Source organism: Kitasatospora sp. NPDC030952, assembly GCF_055571335.1.
The window spans coordinates 190,223-203,737 of record NZ_JBVIFM010000009.1 but is presented as its reverse complement, the minus strand read 5'-3'; the positions used below and the strand labels follow the sequence as shown (position 1 = coordinate 203,737).

Genomic DNA, 13,515 nt, shown 5'->3' with positions numbered 1-13,515 from the left:
CTCGACAAGCCCGTGTGAGAGGCGTCACCCTGTCTCTCATCCACGCGGGGAGGCTTGGATGGGCAAGAGCCGCAGAACTGTTCCCGAGGAACTCTTGCTGCTCGCCTTGGACCCGACCACGGGTACCACGGCGCAGCCGCAGACCCTCGACCTCGGACTCGCCGGGGCGCAGCTCGTCGAGCTGTCCCTGGCCGGACGGATCGTACCGGAGGGCGACCGGATCGCCGTCGTGCTCGCACGGCCGACCGGCGACCCGACCCTGGACCACGCACTGGAACTGCTGCGCCGACGCGGCAGTCCGGTCCGCGCGGCGCACTGGATCGGCGGGCCCCGGCTGGGCCTTCGGCAGACGTACCTGGCACACCTGGAACGCTGCGGCATGGTCACGGCCGTGCCGGGGCAGATGTGCGGGGTGCTGCCGACGACCCGGTACCAGGCGTCCGACGACTGCACCAACGCCGCGATCAAGCAGCGGTTGGACACCGCGATCCGCACCGGCGTGCCGCCGGACCCGCGGACGGCCGCGCTCGCCGCCCTGGCCCACTCGGTGGGGCTGGGCAAGCACCTGTACCCGGGCAACGAGGGCCGGTCCTCGCGGTCGCGGCTGCGCGATCTGATCCGGTACGACCCGCTGGGCGGGATGGTCGCGCACGCCGTGATGGACGTGCAGAACGGCCTGCCGACACAGCAGAACCGTTCTTCCCAGGATTCCGGGGCCGGTTCCGGTCGCTCCGGCGCCCGGGCGACGGGCCGGGCTCCGGGCGGACGGGTCTCCGCTCCCCGGGTCGGGGTGCGCTGAGCCCGAACAGCCCGACAGCCTGAACAGTCCGACCGGTCCGAACAGTCCGAACAGCCTGAACAGTCCGACCGGTCCGAACAGTCCGAACAGTCCGATCGGTCCGATCGGTCCGATCGGTCCGACCGCACGACCGGTTCAACCGGCCCGACGAGCCCGACCGGCCCGACGGCGCACACCGCCCGGTTCACGCCCCTGGAGGGCACTGGACCACCGGCCGCACCACTGCGCACCATCCGAACCACCGGCATGACCCGGCATCACCGGCGCCACGAACGGCACCGAGGGGCGGTCGCCCCGCGACGCAAGTCGCCCGGCGACCGCCCCTCTGCCGTTCCCTGAGGCCCGTCGAGGCCCATCGCAACTACCGGTCCTAGTCGCCGAGCCGCATTACCACCCGGGGGCCATCGCTGTCTCACGGACGCGCTTTTCCGATGGTCTGTTCTACTGCGCTGCTGTGATTCCCCGGCGCCGACCTGGCCCAAGGTGACATGCTGCTCCAGTCAGGGGGGTTGGTCCCAATGTCCGAAGTGTCCCGAGGGCTGCCGTTCCAACGATCACCAGAGGTCCGGCCGGAGGTCGACGTGTCCGCGAACATCAATCCCACCGTGCGCCGCCGGCGTCTGGGCTCCGAGCTGCGCAAACTCCGCGAGGGTCTCGGGATGACGGCCGAGGAGGTGGCCGGCCGCCTGATGGTCTCCCAGTCGAAGATCAGCCGGCTGGAGAACGGCCGCCGCAGCATCAGCCAGCGTGATGTGCGCGACCTCTGCGACGTGTACAACGTGGCCGACGAGCAGATGCGCAACAGCCTGATGGAGATGGCCAAGGAGTCCCGCCAGCGCGGCTGGTGGCACGACTTCAACGACATGCCGACCCCCTACAGCGTCTACATCGGCCTGGAGGCCGAGGCCTCCTCGATCCGCGCCTACGAGTCCTCCTTCATCCCCGGGCTGCTGCAGACCGAGCACTACGCGCAGGCGGTGGTCGAGGGCACCCAGCCGGACACCGACGCGAACGCGGTGCAGCGCCGGGTGCAGGTGCGGATGAAGCGCCAGGAGCGCGTCCACGGCGACAACCAGCTCGGCAGCCTGTGGACCGTCATAGACGAGGCGGCGCTGCGCCGCGAGGTCGGCAGCCGCGAGATCATGGCCCGCCAGCTGCGGCAGATGCTGGAGCTCAGCCTGCGCCCGAACATCACCATCCAGGTGATCCCGTTCTCGCACGGAGCCCATCCCGGCATGACCGGGACATTCTCCCTGCTGGAGTTCCCGGAATCAGCCGATTCCACGGTTGTCTACTTCGAAGGTGTGACGAGCGATCTCTACCTGGAGAAGGAAGCCGATGTGCGCCGCTATACCGGTCTCTACGACTACCTGAGAGCGGCCGCGCTCGGTGTCGCGGAGAGCCGGTCGCTGATAGCCGACATCGAAAAGGGATACCACGAATGAGCACCCCCGCCGAGCACGGAGTCCGTTGGCGAAAGAGCAGTCACAGCGGAGGCCAGGGCGCCTGCGTGGAGATCGCCGGACCGGCTGCGGGAGCGGTCGCGGTCCGGGACTCCAAGGACCCGGCCGGCCCGCAGCTGCGCTTCTCCACCCAGGCCTGGAACGCGTTCGCGTCGGCCGCGGCGGCGGGGTCCTTCGGCGAGGTCTGACCCGACCGGTTCCGTGCTCGGCCCAGTTGCCCGTAGCGGTGTCCGTCGCCCCGAGCGGCGGACGACGCTACGGGCAACTTGCGTTACGGGCGGCTTGCATTACGGGCGGCTGCGTTCCGGGCGCCGCGCGCGGCTACGGCGGCGGGCCGGGTTCAGTGCGCCACCGGGTACCGGCCGGCCCAGTCGGCCCCCTCCGGGCTCCGCCGGTCGTGCAGTTCGGTGCCGTGCATCAGCTCCAGGGCGAAGTCGTCGGCGAGTTCGAGGATCGCGCCGCGCCCCTCCAGCCCCGCCACCAGGCCCGGCGGCAGCGCGGTGTCGCCGTGCAGCACCCCGAGCAGGTTGCCGCAGATCGCACCGGTGGAGTCGCTGTCCCCGGAGTGGTTGACGGCCAGCAGCAGGCCCGAGCGGACGTCGTGGGCGACCAGCGCGCAGTAGACCCCGATGGCCAGCGCCTCCTCGGCGACCCAGCCCTCCCCCAGCGCCTCGACCCGTTCGGCGGACGGCTCGCCGGCCCGCACCGCGTCCAACGCGGCCCGCAGCGCGTTGGTGGTCTCCTCGTGCGCCTGCCGCTCGGAGAGCAGGGCCAGCGCCAGGTGGACGCCCTCCTCCAGGGTGCCGCCGCGGGCGACCGCCTGGACGATCACCGCGAGCGCGCCCGCCGCGAGGTAGCCGGTGGGGTGGCCGTGGGTGAGCACCGAGCACTCCACCGCGAGCTGGAACACCAGGCCCGGCTCCCAGGTGGTGAGCAGCCCGAACGGCGCCGACCGCACCACCGTTCCGCAGCCCTTGGAGTGCGGGTTCTTGGGGTGTTCCAAGGTGCCGAGCCGCTCGCCGTCCGGCCCGGTGAGGCCGGTCAGGCAGCCCTGGCCGGGGGCGCGCTGGGCGTACAGCCACTCCTCGCGGCCGAGCCAGCCGAGGTCGGGGCGGCGCTCGTCCGGGCCCCAGTCGCGCTGGGTGGCGGCCCAGCGCAGGTACGCCAGGTGCAGGTCGGTGGGCGGGTGCCAGCTGCCGGTGTCGCGCCGGATGTGGGCGCGGATCAGGCCGTCCACGGTGAACAGGCTGAGCTGGGTGTCGTCCGTTATCGCGCCGGTGCGCCCGTACGCGGGGACGTAGCCGGTGACGCCCTGCGGGCCGTGCTGGGCCCGGATCTTCTCCAGGGGCTCGAACTCGACGCCCGCGCCGAGCGCGTCACCGATGGCACCGCCGAGCAGGCAGCCGCGGACCCGGCTGCGGAAGTCCTGCTGCTGGGCTCGTGACCACAGTGGCATCACGGCGGGGCGCCTTTCGTCGGGGTCGGGGCCGCACGCGGCACCACGGCGGCCGACGCGCCCTGGCACTGTACTTCGAAGGTTCGAACGGATCGACGGCATCCCTCGCTGTCCGGTGCCCTCGTCGTCCGGTGCCCTCGTTGTCCGGCGCCCCCGTCGTCCGGGGCCCTCGCTGTCCGGCGCCCCCGGGGCCCGGCCCGCCGGCGGTGCGGCGGACCGGGCAGGCGGCCTCAGTCGAGGACCGGCAGCAGTTCCGGCAGGTGCCCGTCCGAGGCCAGCGCCGCCGCCCGCCGCTCGGCCGGCACCTCGCCGTAGAGGGTGGTGCGCTGGCGGTGCGGGCGGCCGGCCGCCTCGGCGATCGCCTGGAGGTCGCGCACCGACTTGTAGCTGCCGTACGCCGAGCCGGCCATCCGCGAGATGGTCTCCTCCATCAGCGTGCCGCCGAGGTCGTTGGCGCCGGAGCGGAGCATCTCGGCGGCGCCCTCGGCGCCCAGCTTGACCCAGCTGGTCTGGATGTTGGGGATGTGCGGGTGCAGCAGCAGCCGGGCCATCGCGACCACCGCGCGGTTGTCCCGGGCGGTGGGGCCGGGGCGGGCGATGCCGGCCAGGTAGACCGGGGCGTTGGTGTGGATGAACGGGAGGGTGACGAACTCGGTGAACCCGCCGGTGCGTTGCTGGATCTGCGCGAGCAGCCGCAGGTGCCCGAGCCAGTGCGCGGGGGTGTCCACGTGCCCGTACATCATGGTGGAGGAGGAGCGGATGCCCAGTTCGTGGGCGGTGGTGACGACTTCGACCCAGGTCGCGGCGGGCAGCTTGCCCTTGGTGAGCACCCAGCGGACCTCGTCGTCGAGGATCTCGGCGGCGGTGCCGGGGATGGTGTCCAGGCCGGACTCCTTGGCCCGCTGGAGCCAGTCGCGGATCGACAGGCCCGTCCTGGTGGCGCCGTTGACCACCTCCATCGGGGAGAAGGCGTGCACGTGGATGCCGGGCACCCGTTCCTTCACCGCGCGGGCGATGTCGAAGTAGGCGGTGCCGGGCAGGTCCGGGTGGATGCCGCCCTGCATGCACACCTCGGTGGCGCCCACCTCCCAGGCCTGGGCGGCCCGTTCGGCGACCTGCTCCAGGGAGAGGGTGTAGGCGTCGGCGTCGGTGCGGCGCTGGGCGAAGGCGCAGAAGCGGCAGCCGGTGTAGCAGACGTTGGTGAAGTTGATGTTCCGGGTGACGCAGTAGGTGACGTCCTCGCCGACCGCCGCCCGGCGGACGTCGTCGGCGATCCGGCACAGGGCGTCCAGGGCCGGGCCGTCCGCGTGGAACAGGGCCAGCGCGTGGTCGTCGGTGAGCTTCTCCGGGTCGTCGGCGGCCACCGCGAGCGCCTCGCGGAGGTCCCCGGCGAGGCGCTCGGGCGCGCCCTTGGCCAGCACCTGTTCGCGCAGCACCTCCCAGTCGCCGTAGACGTCCTCGAAGTCGGCCCGGCGGTCGCCGGTGCGGCCCTCGGTGTCGACGGCGGTGTGCAGGTCGGTCCGGCCGTACGACTCCGGGAGGTCCTCGGGCTCCTGCCAGGGGTGGCCCTGGACGGTCGCGTCCGGGTTCGCCAGTCCGGTGGCCGGGTCGGCCAGCGCCCGGACGTGCGGCAGCACCCGCGGGTCCAGCCAGGGTTCGCCGCGCAGCACGTACTCGGGGTAGACGGCGAGGCGCTCGCGCAGGGCGAAGCCGGCCGCGGCGGAGCGTTCGGCGAGCCGGTCGATCTGCGGCCAGGGGCGCTCGGGGTTGACGTGGTCCGGGGTGAGCGGGGAGACGCCGCCCCAGTCGTCGATGCCGGCCGCGATCAGCCGCTCGTACTCGCCGTCGACCAGGTTGGGCGGCGCCTGGAGGCAGGCGGTCGGGCCGAGCAGGTGCCGGGCGACGGCCACCGTGGCGACCAGCTCGTCCAGTTCGGCGTCGGGCATGCCGCGCATCGCGGTGTCCGGCTTGGCGCGGAAGTTCTGCAGGATCAGTTCCTGGACGCCGTGGTAGGCCCGGGAGACCTTGCGCAGCGCGAACAGCGACTCGGCGCGCTCCTGGTACGTCTCGCCGATGCCGATCAGCAGGCCGCTGGTGAAGGGGACGGAGCTGCGGCCGGCGTCCTCCAACACCCGCAGCCGGACGGCCGGTTCCTTGTCCGGGGAGCCGTGGTGCGGGCCGCCGGGCTCGCTCCACAGCCGGGTGGCGGTGGTCTCCAGCATCATGCCCATCGAGGCGGAGACCGGCTTGAGCCGCTGGAAGTCCGTCCAGCTCAGCACCCCGGGGTTGAGGTGCGGGAGCAGGCCGGTCTCCTCCAGGATGCGGATGGACATCGCCCGGACGTAGGCGATGGTGTCGTCGTAGCCGTGCGCGTCCAGCCACTCGCGGGCCTCCGGCCAGCGGTCCTCGGGCTTGTCGCCGAGCGTGATCAGGGCTTCCTTGCAGCCGAGTTCGGCCCCGCGCCGGGCGACGTCCAGCACCTCGTCCGGGGACATGAACATCCCGTGCCCGGCCCGGCGGAGCTTGCCGGGGACGGTGACGAAGGTGCAGTAGTGGCACTTGTCGCGGCAGAGCCGGGTGAGCGGGATGAACACGCTCTTGGAGTAGGTGATGACGCCGGGCCGGCCGGCCGCCTCCAGGCCGGCGTCGCGCACCCGGGCGGCGCTCGCGCAGAGGTCCCGCAGGTCCTCGCCTCTGGCCTGGAGCAGCACGGCGGCCTCGGTGAGGTCGAGGGCGACGCCGTCCCTGGCGCGGCGCAGGGCGCGCCGCATCGCGTTCGCGGTCGGAGGGTTGCTTGCGGCCGTAGCGGTTCCGTCCATGGCGCGACCCTATGTCAGGGTCGTACGACGGGAGTACACGACCCTGAGGCCGTCTCAGGGTCGGCGTACCCCGTCAGGTTCACCTCGAAGTGCCCCCGCAGGGCGATGACGTGGCGGCGGCGGCGGCCTCTAATGGAGGGGCAGGGCCAAGCGCACATGTTCGAAGAGGAGTTGAGGACGCCATGACCAATGAGACGGCGGTGGACGACGCCATGGACGGCGGGGTCCGGTACCGCTCGCGGCGGCGCACCCTGGTGCGGGCCGGGGTACCGCTGGCGGTGGGGGCGGTGATCGCCGCCGGAGTCGGGCTGGTGCCGGCGCTGGCCGCCGACTCGCCACCGAACCTGCCGCAGCTGTCCGCCCAGCAGGTGGTGGCCAAGGCGCTGGGCTCCGACGCCCAGTCCCTGTCCGGGACGGTCTCCGTCGCCACCGACCTCGGCGTGCCCAGCCAGCTGCTGGGCGCGGCGGCGGGCGGGCTCGGCGCGGCGGCCGGCCACGGCGGCGGCCAGGGCCAGGGCGCGTCCGCGGACCCGCAGGCCAAGCTGCTCGGCCTGCTCGGCGGCGACCAGACGCTGCGGGTCGCGGTGGACGGCCCGGACCGCCAGCGGGTGGACCTGATGGAGAACATGGCGGGCTACACCCTGGTCCGCAACGGCGACCAGAGCTGGGCCTGGGACAGCTCGACCAACACCGCGCTGCACATGACCGGGCGCCCGGCCGGGCACGCGGAGGCCGGGAAGTCGCCGAAGGCGCCGCTCACCGGGGTGCCGACCACCCCGCAGGAGGCCGCCGAGCAGTTCCTGACCGGCAGCGCCGGCACCACCTCCGTCACCGTCGCCGGGACGGCCAACGTGGCCGGGCAGAAGGCCTACCAGCTGAGCGTCAAGCCGACCCAGTCCGGCTCGACCATCGCCGAGGTGCGGATCTCGGTCGCCGCCGACAACGGGGTGCCGCTGGCCGTGGTGGTGAAGTCCACCGACGGCTCCACCGTGCTGGACGTCCACTTCACCGACGTCTCCTTCGCCAAGCCGGCCGCCAAGACCTTCGACTTCACCGCGCCCAAGGGCGCCAAGGTGACGGAGAAGAAGGCGGACGACGCGGCCAAGGGCGCCGAGGCCGAGCACGCCAAGGGCCAGGGCGAGCAGGGCAAGGATGAGCAGGGCAAGGGCCACGACGGGGTGAAGGTGATCGGCGAGGGCTGGACGGCCGTCGTCTCCACCCAGCTGCCCGCCACCGTCGAGGCGCCCGACGCGGCGCCGAAGGCCGACGGCAAGAAGGGCAAGCCCCAGAGCCGGGCGATGAACCCGCAGGCCCTGGTGAAGTCGCTCGGCAAGCCGGTCGGCGGCGGCACCCTGATCAGCACCAAGGTCGTCAACGTGCTGCTCACCGACGACGGCCGGGTCTTCGCGGGCGCGGTGACCCTGCCGGTCCTCCAGCACGCCGCCGGGGTGAACTGACGGATGCCCGAGACTCCCGTAACGGGGGACGTTACGGAGTCGGCCGGGGGCTCGGGCGCGGCGTCGCGCCCGGCCCCCGTTCCGTCCCCGGCCTCCTCTCCCGGTTCCGCTCCCGGTTCCGCTCCCCGCTCCGCTCCCGGCTCCGCCGATGACGTGATCAGGACCCGCGGCCTGACCAAGCGCTTCCGCGGCGGCCAACTCGCCGTCGACGGCCTGGACCTGAGCGTGCCGCGCGGCTCCGTGTTCGGCTTCCTCGGCCCCAACGGCTCCGGCAAGACCACCACCATCCGGATGCTGATGGGCCTGATCGCCCCCACCTCCGGCGTGGCCACCGTGCTCGGCGAGTCGATGCCGCAGTCCGTCGCCGGCGTGCTGCCCCGGGTGGGCGCGCTGATCGAGGGTCCGGCGCTGTACGGCTTCCTGTCCGGCCGGGACAACCTGGTCCGCTTCGACGCCGCCGACCCGACCGCCGACCCGCGCACCCGTCGGCAGCGGGTCGAGACCGCGCTGGAGCGGGTCGGCCTGAGCGCCGCCGCGGGCAAGAAGGCCCGCGCCTACTCGCTCGGCATGAAGCAGCGCCTGGGCCTGGCCTCCGCACTGCTGCAGCCGCGCGAACTGCTGGTGCTGGACGAGCCGACCAACGGGCTGGACCCGCAGGGCATGCGGGAGATCCGGGCGCTGGTCCGGGAGGTCGCGGCGGAGGGCACCACGGTGTTCCTCTCCTCGCACCTGCTGGACGAGATCGAGCAGGTCTGCACCCACGCGGCGGTGATGTCCCGGGGCCGGCTGGTGGTGCAGGGCACCGTCGCCGAGCTGGCCGCCCGGGCGCAGGGCCGGCTGGTGGTCCGCACCCCCGACGTGGCGCAGGCCGCCGAGGTGCTGGCGGCCCACCAGGTGGGCGCGCTGGTGCCCGGCGAGGGCCGGGTGGACGGCGAGTTGGGCGCGAGCGGCGACGAGGCGCTGCCCAAGCTGTGCGCGGCGCTGGTCGAGGCCGGGGTCCGGGTGCACGGGTTCGGGCTGGAGCGGGGCACGTTGGAGGACGCCTTCGTGGCGCTGACCGGGGAGGGCTTCGATGTCGCAGGCTGAGGCTTCGCAGGCGGAGCCGTCGGAGGCGGAGCTGTCTCAGGCGGAGCCGTCTCAGGCAGACCTGCCGAAGGCCGGGCCGACGAAGGCCGGGCCGGTGCTGGTGACCGGTCGGCGGCCGCAGACCGCGTCCGGGTTCCTGGCGCTGTTCCGCAACGAACTGCACCTGACCTTCCGCCGGATGCGCACCAAGGTGCTGCTCGGCATCCTGGCGGTGCTGCCGATCCTGATCGGGGTGGTGGTCAAGCTCAACACCGACAGCCCGCGCGACGGCGGCGGTCCAAGCTTCATCGCGCAGACCACCCAGAACGGCCTGTTCCTGGTGTTCACCGCGCTGGCGGTGGCACTGCCGGTGTTCCTGCCGATGACGGTCGGCGTGGTCGCCGGGGACTCGGTGGCGGGCGAGGCGGCCACCGGGACGCTGCGCTACCTGCTGGTCGCCCCGGCCGGGCGGACCAGGCTGCTGGCCGCCAAGTTCACCGCCGGGCTGGTGTTCTGCCTGGCGGCGACGGCGGCGGTCGCGGTCACCGCGCTGGCGGCCGGCGCCACGCTGTTCCCGCTCGGCGAGGTCACGCTGATCTCCGGGGACAGCATCGGCTTCGCCGACGCGCTGCTGCGGGCGGTGCTGGTGGCCGGGGTGGTCGCGGCCTCGCTGGCCGGGCTGGTGGCGATCGGGCTGTTCGTCTCCACCCTCACCGGCAGCGGCATCGCGGCGATGGCGGCGACCGTCGGGCTGGTCATCACGGTGCAGATCCTGGACGCCTTCCCGCAGCTGGACGCGATCCGGCCGTTCCTGTTCACCCACTACTGGATGAGCTTCTCGGACCTGCTGCGCCAGCCGATGTACTGGGACGGCGTGTGGAAGGACCTCGGCCTCCAGGCCGCCTACGTCGCCGTGTTCGGCTCGGCGGCCTGGGCCCGGTTCACCAGCCGGGACATCAGCGCGTGACGGACGCCGGCGCGGACGCCGGGGTGAGCCGTCTCAGCGAGTGGCGGGCATCAGCGCGTGACGGGCATCAGCGCGTGACCGACGCCGGCGGGAGCCGCCTCAGCGCGTGACGGCTTCCCGGACGGCCTCGGCCGGGGCGGGCTGCGGCAGCGCCGCGGCCCGCCCGGCGCGGTCGGCCCGCACCTGGCGCAGCGCGTCCCAGGTGAGCAGCGCCAGCGCGGCCCACACCAGGGCGAAGCCGGCCCAGCGCGCCGGCGGCATCGACTCGTGGAACACCGCGACGCCGATCAGGAACTGGAACACCGGCGCCAGGTACTGCAGCAGGCCCAGCACGGTCAGCGGGACCCGGACGGCGGCCGCGCCGAAGAACAGCAGCGGGATCGCGGTGATCACCCCGCTGAGCATCAGCAGCCCGGAGTGGCCCCAGCCGTACGAGCCGGCCACCGTGTGCCCGAAGGTGCCGCGCCCGCTGACCTCCAGGTAGACGAGGTAGCCGAGGGCGAAGGGGAACATGAAGGCGCTCTCCGCGGCCAGGCTCTCCAGCCCGCTCAGCCCGACCTGCTTCTTCAGCAGGCCGTAGGTGGCGAAGGAGAGCGCCAGGGTGAGCGCGATCCAGGGCAGCTGTCCGAAGGCGGCGGTCAGCACCGCGACGGCGGCCGCGCCGATGCCGACGGCCGCCCACTGCACGCCGCGCAGCTTCTCCTTGAGCACCAGGACGCCGAAGCCGATGGTGACCAGGGGGTTGATGAAGTAGCCGAGGCTGGTCTCCACGACGTGGTCGTTGTTGACGGCCCAGATGTAGACGCCCCAGTTGACGGAGATCACCATGGCCGCGCCGGCGAGCATGGCGACCCGGCGGGGCTGGCGCAGCAGCGGGCGTATCCAGCCCCAGTGCCGCTGGGCGACCAGCATCAGCACCACCGCGACCAGGGACCAGACCATCCGGTTGGCGAGGATGTCGTCGGCGGCGCCGGGCTCCAGCAGCGGCCAGAACAGCGGGAACAGGCCCCAGATGCCGTAGGCCGCCATGCCGTACCAGAGGCCTCGGCCGTTGTCCTGCTGGGTTGTCTGTGGCATGGCCGAGTGCCCTCCCGCGCGCGCGAATATCGAGGTGACGGTAGCGGGCGGGAGGGCAGCCTGTCATCTCCGTTTCCGGATTTTGGTCATGACAGCGCTTGAATGCTGGACGGTTGCGGCGTCTTCGCTGGCCAGAGGGCGGTCAGACGGCAGTCAGACGACGGTCAGACGGCGGCCAGACGGTGGTCAGTCAAGCGGCGGACCGGCGGCCGACCGGCTGTCTCAGGCCCCGAGCGCGGTACGGACGGACTCCGCCAGCGGGACGGTCGGGCGGCCGATCAGCCGGGCCAGGTCGCCCGGGGTGCCGGCCAGCTCGCCGCGCGCGATGCCCGCGTCCACGTCGACCAGAGCCTCCGCGAAGCCCTGCGGCAGGCCCGCGCCGACCAGGACCTCCAGGTGCTCGGCCGGGGTCACGTCACGGTGGGCGACCGGCTTGCCGGAGGCCTGCGCCAGCTCCGCGGCGAGCTCGGGCAGGCTCCAGGCGGTGTCCCCGCTCAGCTCGTAGGCCTTGTTCTGCTCGCCACCGCGCAGCAGGACGGCGACCGCGGCGTCGGCGTAGTCCCGGCGCGGGGCGGTGGCCACCCGGCCGTCCCCGGCGCTGCCGAGCACCACACCGCGCTCGACCGTGCCGGCCGCGTCGCCCAGGTAGTTCTCGGTGTACCAGCCGTTGCGCAGGAAGGCGTACGGCAGCCCGGAGGCGAGGATCAGCTCCTCGGTCGCCCTGTGCTCGTCGGCCAGCCCGAAGGTGGCCGCGGCCGGGATGCTGGTGTAGGCGAGCAGGGCGACCCCGGCCGCCCGCGCGGCCTCGACGACGGCCCGGTGCTGGGGGATCCGGCGGCCGACCTCGCTGCCCGAGATCAGCAGCACCCGGTCGCCGGCGGCGAAGGCGCCCGCCAGGGTCTCCGGCCGGTCGTAGTCGACCACCCGGACGTCGACCCCGCGCGCGGCCAGGTCGGCGGCTTTCCCGGCGGAGCGGACGGCCACTGCCACCTCGCTCGCGGGGACGGCGGCCAGCAGGCCTTCGAGGACGAGACGGCCGAGCTGGCCGGTGGCTCCGGTGACGACGTACATGGGGTGCTCCTACTCCTGGTGGCTTCTGGCCTCGGAACTCACCCTAGGGGCTGCACTAACCTTTCGAAAGTACGCACTTCAAAGTAGGGTACTGACATGAAGGTAAGCACGATGGTTCCGGACGGGCTCCCGCCCGCGAACGTCTTCGACCGGATGTGCCCGTCCCGGGGCGTGCTGGAGCACGTCACCAGCCGCTGGGGCGTGCTCGTCCTCGGCGCGCTGCGCGAGCGCGGCTACCGGTTCAGCGAACTGCGGCGGCGGGTCTCGGGGGTCAGCGAGAAGATGCTCGCCCAGACCCTGCAGACGCTGGAGCGGGACGGCTTCGTGCTGCGCGAGGCGCACCCGGTGATCCCGCCCAGGGTCGACTACAGCCTCACCCCGCTCGGGCGGGAGGCGGCGGAGCTGGTCGCGGCGCTCGCGCACTGGTCGGAGCAGCGGGTGGCCTCCGTGGTCGCGGCCCGCGAGGAGTACGACGGGCGGGCCACCGCCTCCTGAGACGGCGGGCTGCTGCTCCCCGAGGCGGCGGGCTACAGCTTCCCGAGGCCGGGCTACTGCTTCCCGATCAGGGCCTCCAGGCCGTCCAGGACCCGGGCCAGCCCGAAGGCGTACGCGTGGTCCGGGCTGTACGCGCCGCCGTGCGCCTCCCCGGCGGCGGCCCCGACGCGGGCGGCGACGGGGTGGCGCTCGGGGTCGAAGACCCGGGCCAGCAGTTCGGCGTTGGCCTGCCACCACTGGGCGTCGGTCAGCGCGCTGTCCTGCTGGGCGGCCCGCTCGTCGGCGGCCATCCGGGCACAGGTCTGGACGAAGCCGAGCAGGTGGGTCAGCGCGGCGTCCAGTTCGACGTCCGGCAGGCCGGTGCCCTCCAGGGCGCGCAGCTCGTACTCGTACTTGGCCATCAGGCCGGGGCCCAGCGGCGGACGGCTGGTGGACACGGCCGCGACCCACGGATGGGCGCGGTACAGCTCCCGGTTGTCGTCGGCGACGGCGGTGGCCCGGGCCCGCCAGCCGTCGTCCGCCGGGGTGCTGCGGGGCATGGTGGCGTAGACCGTGTCCAGCATCAGGTCCAGGAGTTCGGCCTTGCCGGGCACGTAGGTGTAGAGCGCCATCGCGGACAGCCCCAGCTCCTGGGCGACCCGCCGCATGGTGACAGCGTCCACGCCCTCGGCGTCGGCCAGGGCGATCGCGACGGCGGCGATCTCGCCGGTCGAACGGGCCTGCCGGGGGCCGCGCCGGCCCGGCTTCTCCTCGGCGGTCAGCCCCCAGAGCAGGGCGAGGGTACGCGCCGGATCTCCTGCGCTGCTGCGGTCGGTGGCCATGCGGAGGATCCTCCCACGGCCGACG

General features: G+C 73.3%; 12 protein-coding genes. 7 read left to right on the top strand and 5 right to left on the bottom strand.

Going from position 1 to position 13,515, the window contains the following annotated elements:
- The first annotated feature begins 58 nt into the window (after positions 1-58).
- The 3 genes from ACZ47G_RS18340 (at position 59) to ACZ47G_RS18330 (ending at position 2,450) form a co-directional block, all read left to right on the top strand.
- Positions 59-799 (top strand): GOLPH3/VPS74 family protein, encoded by a 741-nt coding sequence (locus tag ACZ47G_RS18340; protein ID WP_380456948.1) that lies wholly within the window; start codon positions 59-61, stop codon positions 797-799.
- 581 nt (positions 800-1,380) lie between these two features.
- Positions 1,381-2,244 (top strand): helix-turn-helix domain-containing protein, encoded by an 864-nt coding sequence (locus ACZ47G_RS18335; protein WP_380456950.1) that lies wholly within the window; start codon positions 1,381-1,383, stop codon positions 2,242-2,244.
- On the top strand, positions 2,241-2,450 hold the full coding sequence (locus ACZ47G_RS18330; RefSeq protein ID WP_380456952.1) for a DUF397 domain-containing protein: 210 nt from the start codon (positions 2,241-2,243) through the stop codon (positions 2,448-2,450). The genes ACZ47G_RS18335 and ACZ47G_RS18330 overlap by 4 nt, the downstream gene beginning before the upstream one ends.
- A 152-nt stretch (positions 2,451-2,602) precedes the next feature.
- On the opposite strand, the gene ACZ47G_RS18325 is transcribed toward ACZ47G_RS18330, so the two are convergent.
- Both ACZ47G_RS18325 and ACZ47G_RS18320 read right to left on the bottom strand, forming a co-directional pair.
- Positions 2,603-3,718: an ADP-ribosylglycohydrolase family protein gene (locus tag ACZ47G_RS18325; RefSeq protein ID WP_380456954.1), complete on the bottom strand. Its 1,116-nt coding sequence runs from the start codon at positions 3,716-3,718 to the stop codon at positions 2,603-2,605.
- Between the two features lie 230 nt (positions 3,719-3,948).
- Complete coding sequence (locus tag ACZ47G_RS18320; RefSeq protein ID WP_465743823.1) at positions 3,949-6,537, bottom strand: bifunctional FO biosynthesis protein CofGH; 2,589 nt, start codon at positions 6,535-6,537, stop codon at positions 3,949-3,951.
- A gap of 182 nt (positions 6,538-6,719) precedes the next feature.
- On the opposite strand from ACZ47G_RS18320, the gene ACZ47G_RS18315 reads away from it, so the two are divergent.
- From ACZ47G_RS18315 to ACZ47G_RS18305, 3 genes are read left to right on the top strand one after another with little or no spacing between them, the layout of a single operon-like run.
- A complete protein-coding gene (locus tag ACZ47G_RS18315; RefSeq protein ID WP_465743821.1) occupies positions 6,720-7,994 on the top strand; it encodes a LolA family protein in 1,275 nt (424 codons plus the stop codon).
- A 3-nt stretch (positions 7,995-7,997) separates the two neighbouring features.
- On the top strand, positions 7,998-9,080 hold the full coding sequence (locus ACZ47G_RS18310; RefSeq protein ID WP_465743819.1) for an ABC transporter ATP-binding protein: 1,083 nt from the start codon (positions 7,998-8,000) through the stop codon (positions 9,078-9,080).
- Positions 9,067-10,026 carry an ABC transporter permease gene (locus tag ACZ47G_RS18305; protein WP_465743817.1) on the top strand — a complete coding sequence of 320 codons (960 nt, stop codon included), beginning with the start codon at positions 9,067-9,069 and terminating at the stop codon, positions 10,024-10,026. The genes ACZ47G_RS18310 and ACZ47G_RS18305 overlap by 14 nt, the downstream gene beginning before the upstream one ends.
- Before the next feature lie 99 nt (positions 10,027-10,125).
- On the opposite strand, the gene rarD is transcribed toward ACZ47G_RS18305, so the two are convergent.
- Complete coding sequence (gene rarD / locus ACZ47G_RS18300; RefSeq protein ID WP_465743815.1) at positions 10,126-11,103, bottom strand: EamA family transporter RarD; 978 nt, start codon at positions 11,101-11,103, stop codon at positions 10,126-10,128.
- Between the two features lie 222 nt (positions 11,104-11,325).
- Positions 11,326-12,174 carry an SDR family oxidoreductase gene (locus ACZ47G_RS18295; protein WP_465743813.1) on the bottom strand — a complete coding sequence of 283 codons (849 nt, stop codon included), beginning with the start codon at positions 12,172-12,174 and terminating at the stop codon, positions 11,326-11,328.
- 96 nt (positions 12,175-12,270) lie between these two features.
- Here ACZ47G_RS18295 and ACZ47G_RS18290 point away from each other — a divergent pair, with 96 nt between their 5' ends.
- Entirely contained in the window at positions 12,271-12,669 is a 399-nt protein-coding gene (locus ACZ47G_RS18290) for a winged helix-turn-helix transcriptional regulator (RefSeq protein ID WP_465743811.1), read from the top strand.
- Between the two features lie 53 nt (positions 12,670-12,722).
- Here ACZ47G_RS18290 and ACZ47G_RS18285 read toward each other — a convergent pair whose 3' ends face one another.
- Complete coding sequence (locus ACZ47G_RS18285; RefSeq protein ID WP_380456970.1) at positions 12,723-13,490, bottom strand: TetR/AcrR family transcriptional regulator; 768 nt, start codon at positions 13,488-13,490, stop codon at positions 12,723-12,725.
- Positions 13,491-13,515 lie beyond the last annotated feature (25 nt).

Excerpts from the sequence above, each read along its gene's own strand:
- ACZ47G_RS18315 (WP_465743821.1), top strand. The coding sequence starts at position 6,720 with ATGACCAATGAGACGGCGGTGGACGACGCCATGGACGGCGGGGTCCGG.
- ACZ47G_RS18325 (WP_380456954.1), bottom strand. The coding sequence starts at position 3,718 with ATGCCACTGTGGTCACGAGCCCAGCAGCAGGACTTCCGCAGCCGGGTC.
- ACZ47G_RS18320 (WP_465743823.1), bottom strand. The coding sequence starts at position 6,537 with ATGGACGGAACCGCTACGGCCGCAAGCAACCCTCCGACCGCGAACGCG.
- ACZ47G_RS18285 (WP_380456970.1), bottom strand. The coding sequence starts at position 13,490 with ATGGCCACCGACCGCAGCAGCGCAGGAGATCCGGCGCGTACCCTCGCC.
- rarD (WP_465743815.1), bottom strand. The coding sequence starts at position 11,103 with ATGCCACAGACAACCCAGCAGGACAACGGCCGAGGCCTCTGGTACGGC.
- ACZ47G_RS18305 (WP_465743817.1), top strand. The coding sequence starts at position 9,067 with ATGTCGCAGGCTGAGGCTTCGCAGGCGGAGCCGTCGGAGGCGGAGCTG.
- ACZ47G_RS18290 (WP_465743811.1), top strand. The coding sequence starts at position 12,271 with ATGAAGGTAAGCACGATGGTTCCGGACGGGCTCCCGCCCGCGAACGTC.
- ACZ47G_RS18295 (WP_465743813.1), bottom strand. The coding sequence starts at position 12,174 with ATGTACGTCGTCACCGGAGCCACCGGCCAGCTCGGCCGTCTCGTCCTC.
- ACZ47G_RS18330 (WP_380456952.1), top strand. The coding sequence starts at position 2,241 with ATGAGCACCCCCGCCGAGCACGGAGTCCGTTGGCGAAAGAGCAGTCAC.
- ACZ47G_RS18310 (WP_465743819.1), top strand. The coding sequence starts at position 7,998 with ATGCCCGAGACTCCCGTAACGGGGGACGTTACGGAGTCGGCCGGGGGC.
- ACZ47G_RS18340 (WP_380456948.1), top strand. The coding sequence starts at position 59 with ATGGGCAAGAGCCGCAGAACTGTTCCCGAGGAACTCTTGCTGCTCGCC.